This is a genomic window from Sphingobium sp. ba1 (assembly GCF_000743655.1).
GTDB lineage: Bacteria > Pseudomonadota > Alphaproteobacteria > Sphingomonadales > Sphingomonadaceae > Sphingobium.
Genome location: NZ_JPPQ01000069.1, coordinates 264020 through 277665 on the forward strand (window position 1 = coordinate 264020; position 13646 = coordinate 277665).

General features: G+C 63.7%; 15 protein-coding genes. 8 read left to right on the plus strand and 7 right to left on the minus strand.

The window, feature by feature from the left end; translation table 11 throughout:
- Nucleotides 1–64 precede the first annotated feature (64 nt).
- From IL54_RS04375 to IL54_RS04390, 4 genes are all read left to right on the plus strand, one after another.
- Nucleotides 65–835 (plus strand): MotA/TolQ/ExbB proton channel family protein, encoded by a 771-nt coding sequence (locus tag IL54_RS04375; RefSeq protein WP_037473520.1) that lies wholly within the window; start codon nucleotides 65–67, stop codon nucleotides 833–835.
- Between the two features lie 99 nt (nucleotides 836–934).
- Nucleotides 935–1420: an ExbD/TolR family protein gene (locus IL54_RS04380; protein ID WP_037473522.1), complete on the plus strand. Its 486-nt coding sequence runs from the start codon at nucleotides 935–937 to the stop codon at nucleotides 1418–1420.
- Between the two features lie 45 nt (nucleotides 1421–1465).
- Nucleotides 1466–1888, plus strand: a complete 423-nt coding sequence (locus IL54_RS04385) for an ExbD/TolR family protein (RefSeq protein ID WP_037473523.1) — start codon at nucleotides 1466–1468, stop codon at nucleotides 1886–1888.
- 230 nt (nucleotides 1889–2118) lie between these two features.
- The gene (locus IL54_RS04390) at nucleotides 2119–2448 is read left to right on the plus strand and encodes a PilZ domain-containing protein (RefSeq protein WP_037473524.1); all 330 of its coding nucleotides are present in this window, start codon (nucleotides 2119–2121) and stop codon (nucleotides 2446–2448) included.
- A gap of 21 nt (nucleotides 2449–2469) precedes the next feature.
- Here IL54_RS04390 and IL54_RS04395 read toward each other — a convergent pair whose 3' ends face one another.
- Both IL54_RS04395 and IL54_RS04400 read right to left on the minus strand, forming a co-directional pair.
- Complete coding sequence (locus tag IL54_RS04395; protein WP_037473525.1) at nucleotides 2470–4257, minus strand: ABC transporter transmembrane domain-containing protein; 1788 nt, start codon at nucleotides 4255–4257, stop codon at nucleotides 2470–2472.
- Between the two features lie 31 nt (nucleotides 4258–4288).
- Entirely contained in the window at nucleotides 4289–5593 is a 1305-nt protein-coding gene (locus tag IL54_RS04400) for a class I SAM-dependent methyltransferase (protein ID WP_037473528.1), read from the minus strand.
- Nucleotides 5594–5694: 101 nt separating this feature from the next.
- Here IL54_RS04400 and dgcA point away from each other — a divergent pair, with 101 nt between their 5' ends.
- On the plus strand, nucleotides 5695–6669 hold the full coding sequence (gene dgcA / locus IL54_RS04405) for an N-acetyl-D-Glu racemase DgcA (protein WP_037477802.1): 975 nt from the start codon (nucleotides 5695–5697) through the stop codon (nucleotides 6667–6669).
- A gap of 17 nt (nucleotides 6670–6686) precedes the next feature.
- Here dgcA and IL54_RS04410 read toward each other — a convergent pair whose 3' ends face one another.
- Both IL54_RS04410 and IL54_RS04415 read right to left on the minus strand, forming a co-directional pair.
- Entirely contained in the window at nucleotides 6687–7850 is a 1164-nt protein-coding gene (locus tag IL54_RS04410; protein ID WP_037473529.1) for a mechanosensitive ion channel family protein, read from the minus strand.
- Between the two features lie 27 nt (nucleotides 7851–7877).
- A complete protein-coding gene (locus IL54_RS04415; protein WP_037473530.1) occupies nucleotides 7878–8885 on the minus strand; it encodes a DNA topoisomerase IB in 1008 nt (335 codons plus the stop codon).
- A gap of 103 nt (nucleotides 8886–8988) precedes the next feature.
- Here IL54_RS04415 and IL54_RS04420 point away from each other — a divergent pair, with 103 nt between their 5' ends.
- A complete protein-coding gene (locus IL54_RS04420; RefSeq protein WP_037473532.1) occupies nucleotides 8989–9543 on the plus strand; it encodes a type 1 glutamine amidotransferase domain-containing protein in 555 nt (184 codons plus the stop codon).
- Here IL54_RS04420 and IL54_RS04425 read toward each other — a convergent pair.
- The 3 genes from IL54_RS04425 to IL54_RS25665 are packed head-to-tail and all read right to left on the minus strand — an operon-like array spanning nucleotide 9503 to nucleotide 11686.
- Nucleotides 9503–10210 (minus strand): hypothetical protein, encoded by a 708-nt coding sequence (locus tag IL54_RS04425; protein WP_037473533.1) that lies wholly within the window; start codon nucleotides 10208–10210, stop codon nucleotides 9503–9505. The genes IL54_RS04420 and IL54_RS04425 overlap by 41 nt on opposite strands.
- Nucleotides 10207–11571, minus strand: a complete 1365-nt coding sequence (locus IL54_RS04430; protein WP_037473535.1) for a putative O-glycosylation ligase, exosortase A system-associated — start codon at nucleotides 11569–11571, stop codon at nucleotides 10207–10209. The genes IL54_RS04425 and IL54_RS04430 overlap by 4 nt, the downstream gene beginning before the upstream one ends.
- The gene (locus IL54_RS25665; protein WP_272945499.1) at nucleotides 11564–11686 is read right to left on the minus strand and encodes a hypothetical protein; all 123 of its coding nucleotides are present in this window, start codon (nucleotides 11684–11686) and stop codon (nucleotides 11564–11566) included. Before IL54_RS25665 ends, IL54_RS04430 begins: the two co-directional genes overlap by 8 nt.
- 90 nt (nucleotides 11687–11776) lie before the next feature.
- Between IL54_RS25665 and IL54_RS04435 the strand changes: the two genes are divergently transcribed.
- Together IL54_RS04435 and IL54_RS24800 are read left to right on the plus strand one after the other, a co-directional pair.
- Complete coding sequence (locus tag IL54_RS04435; protein WP_037473537.1) at nucleotides 11777–13021, plus strand: TIGR04063 family PEP-CTERM/XrtA system glycosyltransferase; 1245 nt, start codon at nucleotides 11777–11779, stop codon at nucleotides 13019–13021.
- A 39-nt stretch (nucleotides 13022–13060) separates the two neighbouring features.
- Nucleotides 13061–13646, plus strand: a 586-nt coding sequence (locus IL54_RS24800) for a hypothetical protein (protein ID WP_193378814.1), incomplete at its 3' end; no start/stop codon positions are given.

Below are 13646 nucleotides of genomic sequence, written 5' to 3' on the forward strand. Positions count from 1 at the left end.
GGAAGGGCGGGCGCACCGCGCCGCCTTTCCTTCGCTTGATCTCATTGAGAGGGAAGTCTTGATCATGTTGAACTCCATCATCGCGGCCGCTGCCGCACCTGCCGCGGAAGCCGCCAACCCCTACGGCCTCATGGAAGCTCTGGAACAGGGCGGTATCATTGCCTGGACCGTGTTCATCATCCTGGTCGGCATGTCGGTCGGCACCTTCTATGTGCTGTTCACCAAGCTGATCGAACAGCAGAAGGTCATCAACCAGTATAAGAAGGTCCGCACGACCTTCTGGCGTTCGAACAGCCTGAAGGAAGGCGTCGCCAAGCTGGAAAAGAACAGCGCCTACAAGCAGCTGGTCGATGACGGCATCGCCGCTCAGGAACAGCACAGCAAGCTGACCGATCCGGTCGAAGCGCATGACTGGCTGCACGGTTCGCTGGCCCGTTCGGAAAACGCCATCAACTGGAAGCTGGGCGGCGGTCTCGCTTTCCTCGCGACCGTTGGTTCGACCTCGCCGTTCGTCGGTCTGTTCGGTACGGTTATCGGTATCTACCGCGCGCTGATCAAGATCGGTGCTTCGGGTCAGGCATCGATCGACGCCGTTGCCGGTCCGGTCGGTGAAGCGCTGATCATGACCGCTCTGGGTCTGGTCGTCGCGGTTCCCGCCGTGCTTGCCTACAACTTCCTGCAACGCCGTAACAAGGCGATCGCCGAGGACCTCTCGTCCTTCTCGACCGACCTGCTGGGCTACATGGTTTCGAACGGTGCAGTGAAGCCGGTTGTCGGCACGCCTGCTCCTGCCCAGGTGGGCAAGCCGGTTCCTGCAGCCGCCACCAAGGCCTGATCAAATATGGGAGCCGGAATGCATCGCGCATCTTCGGCTCCCAAGATCGCCGCTCCTGGCGTGCGGTCTAAAATGACAGACATGTTAGGATACTGATCAATGGCAATGAGCGTTGGTGGCTCCGGCGAAGAAAAGCCGATCACAGATATCAACACGACGCCGCTCGTCGACGTCATGCTGGTGCTTCTCATCATCTTCCTGATCGCCGTCCCTGTCGTGCTTCAGACGGTCGATTTAGAGCTTCCCAAGGTCGAATTCGAACCGACGACGACCAAGCCGGAGAACGTCTCGCTGTCCATCATGCCAGCAGAAGACGGTAGCTGTGCGGTTTACTGGAACATGACCAAGGTCAATTCCGAAGACCTGCTCAACCGCGCCGTTGCCAAGCTGGAAGCGGACATCAAGAAGGTTGGCGGCATCGAGAATATGACGCCGGAGGATCTGCCCGAAGTGCATATCCGCGGTGACATCAATACCCCCTATCGGTGCATCGGTGGCACGATCTACACGATGCAGCGCGCAGGTTTTCCGAAGGTCGGCTTCATTTCCGAGCCGGAACCAGGTATGAAAACTACCCGTATGTAACGTCCGATACGTGCTGATTATTGTGAATTTCTAGGAGTACGCCCCATGGCAATGAGCGCCGGTAGCGACGATGGCGAACCGATGATGGAAATGAACACGACGCCGTTGATCGACGTCATGCTCGTGCTCCTCATCATGTTCATCATCACCATCCCGATCCAAACCCACGCGGTGAAGATCGATCTGCCGCAGTCCTCGACGAACGACGCCCCCATGGTCGATCCAGTGAAGAACAAGGTTGCGATCGACGCAGCCGGGATCATCACCTGGAACGGTTCGGCGATCGATCTGCTGACGCTGCGCCAGTATCTGCAACAGTCGCTGCGCCTGCCCGTCGAGCCGGAACTTCAGTTCCAGCCGAACGCGCAGACCCGTTATGTGACCGTTGATGAAGTGCTCGCCGAGATCAAGCGGGCAGGCGTCACCAAATTGGGTTTCGTCGGCAACGAACAATATGGCAATTTCTAAGGCCTGATCTGCCTTTCTCTGCCCGCGTCAGGACTTCCCAGTTTGGCGGGTAGTGGATAGCAGATAGACCTTATGATCATGCCGGACCATCAGGGGTCGCCTTCGGGCGGCCCTTTTTTTTGGTTTTGACCTATCTCCAGGACCGCAAAACCGATCGGAAATGTGCGGGTTTAACCAATTCCTTACCTCAATCCCCGACACTGACCGGTGAATGGAATGAAGTGCAAGCCATGGGCGCCGATCGACATCATCAAGCCAGCCATAAGGCGCGCGCTGCCGAACGCCGTCATGTGCGGATCAGCGTCAAGGTTCGGCGTCCCGGCGAAACCTGGGTCAAGAGCGCGATCGCCGACCTCTCGGTCTCCGGCTTTCGGCTGCAAAGTTTCATGAAGCTGCTACCTGGTGGCGAACTATGGATCATGTTGCCCGGCTTCGAGGGGCGTCGTGCGCGAGTCCTTTGGACGCGCGGGCATGAGGCGGGTTGCGCCTTTGAAAACCCGCTCCATCCGGCGATCCTCGACCATGTCGTGAAACTGCATGAGGCCGCCAACCGCGCCTGACGGGCGGGGCAACGGCACGGGTCAGGCGGTGGGCATATCCTGAAATTGCAGGCTGGCGAGCCGGGCATAGAGCCCGCCTTGGGCGACCAGCGACGCATGGTCGCCCTGTTCGACGATCCGGCCCTCATCCATCACGATGATCCGATCGGCCGCCCGAACGGTCGCCAGCCGATGCGCGATGACGATGGTGGTCCGTCCTTGGATCAGCCGCCCCAACGCATCCTGCACCAACCGCTCGGACTCCGCATCCAGCGCCGACGTGGCCTCGTCCAGCAGCAGGATCGGCGCGTCGCGCAGTAGGGCGCGCGCGATCGAGAGCCGCTGGCGCTGGCCGCCCGACAACCGCGCGCCGCCTTCGCCCATGAATGTGTCCAGACCCTGCGGCAGCGCGCGCAGGAAACTCTCGGCGTTGGCGGCACGCGCCGCTTCCCAAATCTCGTCATCGCTGGCGTCCCAGCAGCCGTAGCGCAGATTGTCGCGCGCCGACGCGGCGAAGATCACGCTATCCTGCGGCACCATCGCCATCATAGCGCGCGCAGCGGCTGGATCGGCATCGGGCAGGGCCACGCCGTTCAGACGCACGACGCCTTGGTCGGGATCGTAGAAGCGCTGCGCCAACTGGATCAACGTCGTCTTGCCTGCGCCCGACGGCCCGACGACCGCCACTGTCTCGCCCGGTGCGATGTCCAGTGACACGCCGTTCAGCGCGGCCTGATCGGGGCGGGTGGGATAATGAAAATGGACGTCGGCAAAGGTCAGCCGTGCGCCATTGGTGGTGACCGGGATCGGTACAGGCACGGCAGGCGGCAGGATGTCAGGCGTCGCGCTCATCAATTCGTGCAGGCGGCTGGCCGCACCCGCGCCGCGCAACAGGTCGCCCCAGCTTTCGGACAGCGAACCGAACGCCCCTGCGACCAGTCCGCCGGTCAACACGAACGCAGCGATGCTGCCGCCTGACAATCGCCCCGCGGCAACGTCCAGCGCCCCTTGCCACATGACGGCAGTGATTGATCCGAACACCAAAGCGATCACGACTGCGGTCATGATCGCGCGCAGGCCGATGCGGCGGCGCGCGGTCGCAAAACCCGCTTCGACGGTTGCGTTGAAGCGCATCGCCTCGCGCGCCTCCTGCCCAAAGGCCTGCACGATCTTCATCGCGCCCAGCACTTCGCTGGTGACGCTGCCGACATCGGCCAGCCGATCCTGACTGGCGCGCGACAGGCCGCGCACCTTGCGGCCCAGGCTGATCAGCACCAGCAGGATGACGGGAATGCCGAACAACAGCAACGCCGCCAGCTTGGGGGCCAGCGCGAAGAGATAGATCAGCCCGCCGAGTCCGGTCACCAGATTGCGCAGCGCGACGGACACGGTCGATCCCACCACCTGCTCAACGATGGCTGTGTCGGCGGTCATGCGCGACGCGATTTCGGACGGGCGGTTTTCTTCAAAGAAGCGTGGTGCCTGCCGCAACAAATTGGCCTGGGTCGCGCTGCGAATATCGGCGACGACGCGCTCACCTAGCCAGGACACGAAGTAAAAGCGCAGCGCGCTGGCCAGTGCCAGGATGATGACGATCAGCAGAAGATATTCGAACCAGCGGCTGATGTCGCCGCCGCCCATGAACCCCTTGTCGATCACCAGGCGAAAGCCGCTGGGGATACCGAGCGTCGCCGCCGACGAGACGATCAACGCAGCCAATGCCCCTGCAATGCGCGCCGGATAGCGCCGGGCGAACCGCCACAACATCGCCAGGCTGCCAAGGGCGGGTCGCGCGTCGGCGCGGGCGGTGGGTTGCGGGCTGTCCTCCATGCGCGGCGCTTAGCAGGCCGCCCCTAAAGCCTCAATGGGGCGTCCTGCCCATAGGGGCGATCGTGCCAGCGAGGTGCAGGATGCGGCGCGTGTCGCCCTCGCCGGTCAAGGCATAGGCCATGGTGCCGACTTCCCAATAGGCCACCACGTCGCCCGCGCGCCGGGCGACCAGCGGCGTGGCCTCGGCGGGGGTTTCGGCCTTGTCGGCGAACAGGGACAGCGTCTCCTGTTCCGGCGTCACGATGGTCATCGCGATGGCGGGGCTGTCGGTCGTTGGAAATAGTTGAACGTCGGTCACCCGCCAATCGCCCGGCAATGCAGGCAGGATGATGCCGGTCGACCGCCGGATTTCCTGCGCGTCGAATGTCGCGCTTTCGATCTGCGATGCCATGCCCTGCCGCAGCAGTCCGGTGCGGCGCGAGGCGGCCGCTTCGTCCAGAAAGCTGCTCGCCTGCGCGCTTTGGGGAAATTCGCCCAATTCGCCGCGCGCGATCCAGCCGATGCCCAGCAGCGCGGCAACCGCTGCCGCGCGGCGCATATGCCGCCATGTGCGCCCATCCTCATTGTCGTTGGCGACAGGCGCGGTCAGGTCGCGGCGACGGCCGACCAGCGTGCCCTTGGTCCCATCGCGCATCAGGCGAAAATCGATATGCGACCACCGCTCGCGCCAGCGCCGTGCGACGATACGTTCGCCCGGCCGCGCGGCATCGTCCAGCAGCACGACGCCATTAGGCGACAATCGCGCGAACAGGCTGTCGGCTGCGCCCCGCACCAGTGGATGGACGCTCCAGGGTGGGCCGTCGATGATGATCAGGTCGATGCGCTCCGGCAGGCCCTCCAGCGCATACCAGCGACCGGGCCAATCCGCGCTTTCATGTGTCAGCGGCGCATGGCGAATGTCGGCATCGATCGCATGGTCGCCCAGCCATTGCCGGGTCGCCTCAACAAAGCCGCCATGCTGGTCGAAACTGTGCAATCGCCCGCCGCCGTGCAATTGCAAGGCTCGCGCCGCGATCAGCGAGGAGGCGCCTGCGCCCAACTCCACCACATGGGCTGGACGTAGCCGTGCAATCTCCCGCACGATATGGCGCAGAAAACCGACATCGGCCTTCCAACTGCCCAGATGCGGCAGCGCATCATGCGGCAAGCCGAGTTCATCGAGCAACGCGCGCTTGTCCGCGGGGCGTCCGCCCGACAAGCTGGCGAGCAACCACGGCCAGCCGATCGCACCGAAACCGATGCGCCACGCCATGTCCGACAGGCGGCGCGGCCAGTCGCTTTGCGCGGCATTGGCTTCATTGAGGGGCAAAAAGCCGGTCAGGTCGCGGGATGTCACGGAAAATAGGCTCCTTGTTGCATCATGGGACTATGCCGGACTTTATGTTTCGCTCATATGACGGTCTCGACCATGGTCAACCGATGACGCAGGAAAGCGCGATGATCCGTATAGTCTCTGCGACCGCCGAACGCTGGCCGGTGGCAGGTGCCTTCGTCATCAGCCGGGGGGCCAAGACGCATGTCGATGTCGTCGTCTGCACCGTGGGCGATGGCACCCATGTCGGGCAAGGCGAGGGCACGGCCATCTATTATGAGGGCGAAAGCGCGGAAAGCTGCGTCGCCGCCCTGCACGCCTACACCGGGCCATTGGACCGCAAAGCCTTGCTGACCAGCATGCCACGCGGCGCGGCGCGCAATGCGCTCGATTGCGCTTTATGGGATTTGGAAGCCAAGCAAGCGGGCGCGCCGGTGTGGCAATTGGCCGGTCTGGCACAGCCCGCGCCGCTGGCGACCGCTTTCACCATCAGCCTGGGCGATCCCGATCGTATGGAGGAAGCCGCGCGGGTCGCGGCGGCGCGGGGCTTTGCGTTGCTCAAATGCAAGTTGACCGGCGAAGGCGACCAACAACGGATCGCCGCCGTACGGCGCGGTGCCCCCACCGCGCGGCTGATCGTCGATGCCAATGAAAGCTGGCATGATCGTGACATCGCTGCAGAAGCAGCAGCACTCGCGGCCTTGGGCGTGGAGATGGTCGAACAACCCGTGATCCATGGACAGGAGGCGCGCCTCGCGGGCGTTCATGCGCCGCTGCCGCTCTGCGCCGACGAAAGCTGCCACACGCGCGCCGATCTCGACCGGCTAGGCGATTTCGACGCGGTCAATATCAAGCTCGACAAGGCCGGCGGGCTGACCGAAGCCTTGGCTTTGGCGCGCGAAGCGAAAGAGCGCGGATTCCGGCTCATGGTCGGCTGCATGCTCGGCACGTCGCTTGGCATTGCACCTGCCGCTCTGTTGGCGCAGGGCGCGGACTGGATCGACCTGGACGGCGCGCTATTACTGGCGGAGGATCGCGACGGTGGGCTGGCGCTGTGCGACGGGCAACTGCAACCCGGCCCGCTCTGGGGCATGGGCTGATCCGTTCAGCGACAGCCTCATTCCTTCTCGACCTGGCGCACCGCCTGAACATCGGGATAGGGTAGAACCATCCGCCCGTCCGGTGCCGCGGTAAAGCTGGTCTGGGTTGGATAGGCGAATTCGATTCCGCGTTCGTTGAACTGGCGCAGGATGGCCAGGCCGACCTTATGGCGGATGACGTAGATGGCATCCCAGTCGGGCAGATAGACGTCGAACTCGACTTCGAAATCCAGGCTCGACGCACCAAAGCTGATGAAACCGGACCGAACGAAATTCGCGCCGAGATCCATGACGATCGTTTTCAATATGTCGGGAATCTGCTCGGCGACGTCGGGTGGCGTCTGGTAGATGACGCCGATCGCGAATTTGATCCGGCGATGGTCGAGCGTGAAATAGCTGGTTATCTCCTTCTGCAGCAGATTGGCGTTGGAGATCACCTTCTTCTCGCCGGTAATGGCGCGCAAGCGGGTGGATTTGAGACCGATTTTTTCGACCGTGGCGGTCGTCATGTCATAATTGATGGTCTCGCCCCGGCGGAACGGCTTGTCGAAGATGATCGACAGGGCGGCGAACAGGTCGGAAAATATGCCCTGCGCCGCAAGGCCGATGGCGATGCCGCCAATACCAAGACCCGCGACAAGTCCAGTGACGTTGACGCCCAGATTATCCAGTACGACGATCGTCGCGACGGCAAAGAGGACGACGCTGACCAACAGGCGGATAAGCCCCATCGCGTTCGCGAGCGTCTCGCCGCCGCCATCCTGCGCCAGCGTCTTACGCTCCACCAGCCCCAGGATGATCTCCCGCGCCCACAAGGCCGCTTGCCACACCGCCGCGATGGTGAAGAGAAAGGCGATCGTTTTGTAGAGCGGAGCCGGTGCATCGGCATAGCCAACCACCAGCCGCGCCGCGACCATGACCATGAAGAAGTGCGTCGTGCGTGCGGCGGCCCGTCCCAGCACATTGGCATAGCCCAGCGGATCGCCGCGCGTCCCCTTGTGCCGCTTGCCAACCCCGCGCAGGGCCGTCAGCGCGAGGTAGATCAGGACGCCGACACCGATGGCGATCAATATCTGGACATAATGGACGGCAAGCCAGTCGCTGGTCGAGCGCCACATCGCGCCGAGATCGGGCGGCCGCACCGTGATGACGGGGTCGGCGGGGGTTTTCGTATTGGCCATGCTATCCTGTAGTCTGTTGAGTGCGGATCAGGCCGCCGCTGCAAGCGGGGCGCAGTCCGCCAAGGTATCGAGAAAGGCGATCAATCCGCGTTCCTCTCGTGACAGATATCGTGTCCGACGCGGAAGGCGAAGTTCCTCGCGCCATTCATCCTGCCCCTCCTTACATAGGGCAATAAGTGCGGGATGAATATAGGATTTGCGGCTGATCGCCGGCGTGTTGCCCAGCGCCAGTGCCACCGGGTCGATCATCTCCTTCAAAGAAACATGCCCGGCCGCCAATGTTTCAAAGGCGATTGTGGACGCGCCCCAGGTACGGAAATGCTTGGCGGTGAACGGCCCGCCCATGGCATCGGCGATATAGGCATTGACGTCGCTCGACGTGATCGGCCGCGCTTCGCCCTCCTCGTCCAGATATTGGAACAGATGCTGCCCCGGCAGATCCTGTACCTGCCGCACGAAGCGCAGCAGGCGACTGTCGGTCACGGTCAATTGCTGTTCCTTGCCCGACTTTGCGCGATAGCGCAGCGTCAACGACCGGCCGTTGAGGTCGAGGTGACGGCGACGCAGCGTCGTCGCGCCGAAGCTCTTGTTGGTCGTGGCATAATGTTCATTGCCGACGCGCAATTTGGCGAGGTCGAGCAGGCGGATGACCGCCGCGATGGTGCGATCTTTGCGCAGCCCCCGCTTGGACAGGTCCGCCTCCAGCCGGGCGCGCAACTTGGGCAGGGCACGACCGAAATGGGGGCATCCGGCATATTTCTCCGCCTCGCGCGCGGCGCGAAAGTCGGCATGATAGCGATATTGCTTGCGCCCCTTGTCGTCATAGCCGGTCGCCTGGATATGGCCATAAGGGGAGGGGCAGAACCAGCAATCGCGATAGGCGGGCGGCAGGGCGATGGCGTTCAGCCGGTCGATCTCGTCCCGGTCCGTGATCCGCGCACCATCGACGTCGCGATAGGCCCAACCCCGTTTCAACGCGCGGCGCGTGATGCCGGGCACGCTGTCATTGGCATGAATTATGGCGGTTTGGGGCATGGCGTCCTTCTCGTCTCCCCAAACCCGCCTTTCGTCGCTTCGTTCCGCAACCATGGGGGCTCCGGGCCGTTAAACGGCCATTCCCCCCATGCAGGAGACACCCATGTCCGCCATCGAAAACAGCCATATTCTCATCATCGCCACGGATGGGTTCGAACAATCCGAACTGTTCGATCCACGCGACATGCTGATGAAAGCTGGGGCCAAGGTGACGCTGGCCTCGCCCGAAAGCGACCCGATCCAGGGTATGAAGCATGATGAAAAGGGCGATACCATCACCCCCGACATCATACTCGATGCCGTTTCGATGGACGATTATGACGGGCTGATCCTGCCCGGTGGCGTCGCCAATCCCGATACGCTGCGCGTGAATGAAAAGGCGATCGCGCTCATCCGTGCTTTTGCCGACGCCGGCAAGCCCGTCGCCGCCATCTGCCATGGTCCCTGGCTGCTGATCGAGGCGGGCGTAGTGAACGGCCGCACCGTCACGTCCTGGCCTTCGGTGCGTACCGACCTCACCAACGCCGGTGGAACGGTGGTCGATCGGGCCGTTGCGATCGATGGCAATATCATCACCAGCCGTAACCCCGACGACATCCCTGCCTTTGTCGAAGCCTTTACGAAGGCCGTAACCGAAGGGGCCAGCGTAGCCGCCTGAACGATGCGCCGCCGCCCGGATGCCACGGCACCGGGCGGCGGCGCAGCACCGACAGATGCGCAAGCGCCAGCGTGGCGCATAATGTACCACCGGCCAGCATGAGCGCTCGAACGTCCGGCGCAAAGACGGCGATCACAGCGGCGGCGCACGATCCCGCGATGGCCCATCCCAGCGCCCGGCCATCGCCATCCGGCCCGCGCAGCCAGAACACGCATCCACCCACCCCGACCAGGTAGGCGCTGGCGTAACGCAGCGCCGCGACATCGGCCCCCCATAGCGGCAGCATCAGCAAAAGCAGCAGCATGATCCCGCCGCGCGTCAGCCGTCCCATGGCTGGCGCAAGCAGCGGATAGAGCAGCATCTCGCACGCCAGCACCGCCATCAGGATCGCCAGTGCCTCGGTTGGACGACCCGCGATCAGCGCCACGGTCGCCGTTGCGCCCCAGGGGAGCAGCCGTCGCGGGGCCATGCGGATATGGCTGACCCAATCGCCCAGGCCAGCGCGCCTCTCCCAGCGTCGATCGGCAAGGCGCAGTTGGAAGCCGCCCATCACGAACAGCGCACCGACACCCGCCGAAAAAAGCGCCGGTGCCATCATCGGCGATGCCAGCAACAGCCCCAGCAACATGCCCTGCGCCATACCCAGCGCTCGCAATTCTCCGTTCATGCCGGAACGCCCTGCCGCGCGACGAGCGCTGTGGCCAGATCCTGCCGTGCCGCCGCCTTGCGCTTGCGGGTCAGATAGGTGTCGAGACCGATCTGCAGCGCCAGCATCATGAAGATGAACGGCTGATAGGCGATCCCCACGAACAGTGATCCGATCATATAGATGATATGCCCCTGTTGCAGCGCCAGCGCGAAGGGCGAAATCCACGCTTCCTGCGGTCCATCGCGCTTGCGGTAGAAGCGGCGGATCGATTCGGTGCGGATGAAGCAGATGAGGTGAATGAGCGCCCAGACCGCAAAGCCGAAATAGCCCTGCTCACCCAGCAGCTCGAAATAGGCGCTATGATAGGCGCGGCCCTTGTCCGTGACGATCCGGGTTTCCAGGCGACTGCCGCCGCTGTCGGTCACGACGCTTCGCGCGACATAGGTAAAGCTGTTCTGCAGATAATTGTCGAAGCCGCCGCCGCCTGGATGATCCTTCACATAATCGAGCGTCCACATCCACACCGCGACGCGGGTGGAGGCGCTTTCGTCGCCCTGATGATTTTCGATCGTCTGCATCCGCTGCGTGAAGCTGGCGGGCAGGAAGGGGATCGACACCAATGCGGCCAGCAGCATCAGCGGCCCGTAGACGAAGCGCCGGGGCGACCGCATCAGCATCAGCCCGGCCAGAATGACGATGCAGACAAGGCCCGTGCGGGCCTCTGTGCCGATCGGCATCAACAGGCAGGCGAGGCACAGGCAATAGCAGAAGGCCTTAACCTTCCAGTCGGGCGGGAAGATGGTGCCATGTTTGGCCAGCCACAGGATCAGCGGGATCAGCGAGATGGCGACGCAGCTGATGATGGAGCCTTCATATAGCCCGCTATTATTATCGACCATCAGGTTGAGCACACCATAGCCGCCGCCCGACAGCGCAGTTTTCATGCCGCCATTGATGATGATCGTGCTGGCGCACAGGATCATGAAGACGGTCATCGCCTCGATTCGCAAGCGCGTGCGCAGCACCAAAGGCAGGAACACGCCAGCGATGATCGCCTTCCACACCCAATTCCATTTGGTCAGCGCCTCGACCGGGAAATCGGCGGTCATGGTGGTATAGCCGCACCAGGCAAGCAGCACGAGCATCAGCCCCTGCCGCGCCGAGAATCGGCAATCCTTCTTGTCGTCCATCACCAGCCAGGCGCCCACCATCGCGCCAAAGGCGATGAAGGAGATCGGGATCGAATTGAGCAGAAAATAGGACAGGCGCTGGGGCGAGACGATGTCGATATAGGCATAGACCGCGACCAGCAGGAACGGCCGCCTGAACCCCATCAGGAAGAAGACGCCCAGAAAGGCGAGGAAGAACAGGTCACGCATCGCCCGTCTCGACCTCCGGCTCTGGATCGCGATCAAGGTCGGCGCGCGACAGCAGGCGCCAGGCCGTCAGCAGGATCACGCCATGGCTGACCAGCAAGGATAAGGTGTCGATCATTATGCGTTCTTGTTCCCGGTAGCCGCCTCATCTTCCTAGCGAGACAGAGTTGACGGGGCGTTAAACCTTTTTCGGCAGACAGGGCTGGCTATGACTCGCATCCTTCATGTGCTGGACCACAGCCTCCCGCTCCACAGCGGCTACACCTTTCGGACCCGTGCGATCCTGCGCGCGCAGATGGCGAAGGGCTGGGCGGTGCGTGGCATCACCGGCCATCGCCATGTCGCGCCAAAGCCGCAGGACGGTACGGCACCGTTGGAAGAGGCGGTCGATGGCCTCCATTTCCACCGCACGCCGGGGCAGCCCGCGACCGGCAATCCCCTGATTCGCGAATGGCGCGACATTGCCGCCCACGCCGACGCGATCGAATCGCTGGTGCGCGATTGGCGGCCCGACATCATCCACGCCCATTCGCCGGTCCTCAACGCCATCGCGGCGCAGCGTGTCGCCAAGCGGCACGGCATTCCGATGATCTACGAAATTCGCGCTTTCTGGGAAGATGCGGCGGTCGGCAACGGCACCGGGACGCAGGGCAGCCCGCGCTATTGGCTCACCCGCCAGCTTGAAACCCATGCGGTTCGCGCCGCCGATGCAGTCGCAGTGATCTGCGAAGGGCTGCGTGGCGATCTGATCGCGCGCGGCATTGATCGGGACAAGATCATCGTGTCGCCCAATGGCGTAGACATGGAACAGTTTGGCGATCCCGTCCCGCGCGCCCCTGCGCTGACGGCCAGGCTGGGGCTGGAGGGGGCCGATGTCGTCGGCTTCATCGGCAGCTTCTATGATTATGAAGGGCTGGACGATCTGATCGCCGCGATGCCGCGACTCGTGCGTGCCCGGCCCAAAGCGAAGCTGTTGATGGTGGGCGGCGGCCCGCGCGAACAGGCGTTGCGCGAACAGGCGATGGCGTCGCCCTTCGCCGATCATATCATCTTCGTCGGCCGCGTGCCGCACGACCAGGTCGAACATTATTATGCGCAGGTCGACATCCTCGCTTATCCGCGCAAGGCGATGCGGCTGACCGATCTGGTGACACCGCTCAAACCGCTGGAAGCGATGGCGCAGGGGCGGCTTGTCGCTGCGTCGAGCGTCGGTGGCCATCGCGAGCTGATCGAGGATGGCGTCACCGGCACACTCTTTGCGCCCGACGATCCGGCGAGCATCGCTGCCGCGCTTGCCGGGCTGTTCGCCGATCGCGCGCCCTGGGATGAACGCCGCGCCGTCGCACGCGCCTTTGTCGAGCGTGAGCGCAACTGGTCGGCCAATATCCTGCGCTACGAGCCGGTCTACCAGCACTTGCTGGCCCAAGCCGACGGCGCGCGGGCGGCGGCCTGACGGCATATGGCGCCACGCGGATCAAGACCGGACCGGGCCATGGTGATGGCAGCGCTGGGCGGCCTCGTCGCCGCACTGGCGGTGCTGCTGACCCCGGTGGGGCTGATCGAAATGCTGGTGGCGTCCAGCGGGCTGAGCGAAGCGCTGCCCGCCGCCGCGCCGCCACTTGGCCTCAAGGCCCGAATACTGATCGCTCTTTTCGCCGCTATAATGGTGATGGGGATCATTTTGACGATGCGGCGCGACGCAACTGTGGCGACGGAACCAAGTGAAAAGAATCAGCGCGTCGAACGCGCCAAGGGAGCACGAAAAATGGGTTTCGCATTTTCCAAATGGGCCGCGCTGGCGCGGGGCCGTTCCATCGAATCGATCGAAGGCGCGCCGCCGACGCTGCGCCGCGCCGACGCCCACCCAGACGCCCCGGCGCGCGCACCCATCTTCGCCAGCCGCGATCTGAACGGCGTCGATATTTTCGCGCGGCCCGAATCGGGACGGCGCGGGCTGGTGGCGCAGTCCGTGGTGGGGGCGCCCGCCATCCGGTCCACGCCGGATTTCCCTATGCCCGCCGCGCCCCTGCCGGTTGCCGAGGCGGACTTGCCCCAGCCCGCCTTCCTGCGCCCGGCCG

What these genes read in the sequence shown, in the direction of transcription:
- IL54_RS04410 (WP_037473529.1), bottom strand. Translation starts at nt 7,850, where the DNA reads ATGGCCAATACGAAAACCCCCGCCGACCCCGTCATCACGGTGCGGCCG.
- IL54_RS04435 (WP_037473537.1), top strand. Translation starts at nt 11,777, where the DNA reads ATGACTCGCATCCTTCATGTGCTGGACCACAGCCTCCCGCTCCACAGC.
- IL54_RS04380 (WP_037473522.1), top strand. Translation starts at nt 935, where the DNA reads ATGGCAATGAGCGTTGGTGGCTCCGGCGAAGAAAAGCCGATCACAGAT.
- IL54_RS04425 (WP_037473533.1), bottom strand. Translation starts at nt 10,210, where the DNA reads ATGAACGGAGAATTGCGAGCGCTGGGTATGGCGCAGGGCATGTTGCTG.
- IL54_RS04375 (WP_037473520.1), top strand. Translation starts at nt 65, where the DNA reads ATGTTGAACTCCATCATCGCGGCCGCTGCCGCACCTGCCGCGGAAGCC.
- IL54_RS04385 (WP_037473523.1), top strand. Translation starts at nt 1,466, where the DNA reads ATGGCAATGAGCGCCGGTAGCGACGATGGCGAACCGATGATGGAAATG.
- IL54_RS25665 (WP_272945499.1), bottom strand. Translation starts at nt 11,686, where the DNA reads ATGATCGACACCTTATCCTTGCTGGTCAGCCATGGCGTGATCCTGCTG.
- IL54_RS04420 (WP_037473532.1), top strand. Translation starts at nt 8,989, where the DNA reads ATGTCCGCCATCGAAAACAGCCATATTCTCATCATCGCCACGGATGGG.
- dgcA (WP_037477802.1), top strand. Translation starts at nt 5,695, where the DNA reads ATGATCCGTATAGTCTCTGCGACCGCCGAACGCTGGCCGGTGGCAGGT.
- IL54_RS04390 (WP_037473524.1), top strand. Translation starts at nt 2,119, where the DNA reads ATGGGCGCCGATCGACATCATCAAGCCAGCCATAAGGCGCGCGCTGCC.
- IL54_RS04395 (WP_037473525.1), bottom strand. Translation starts at nt 4,257, where the DNA reads ATGGAGGACAGCCCGCAACCCACCGCCCGCGCCGACGCGCGACCCGCC.
- IL54_RS04430 (WP_037473535.1), bottom strand. Translation starts at nt 11,571, where the DNA reads ATGCGTGACCTGTTCTTCCTCGCCTTTCTGGGCGTCTTCTTCCTGATG.
- IL54_RS04415 (WP_037473530.1), bottom strand. Translation starts at nt 8,885, where the DNA reads ATGCCCCAAACCGCCATAATTCATGCCAATGACAGCGTGCCCGGCATC.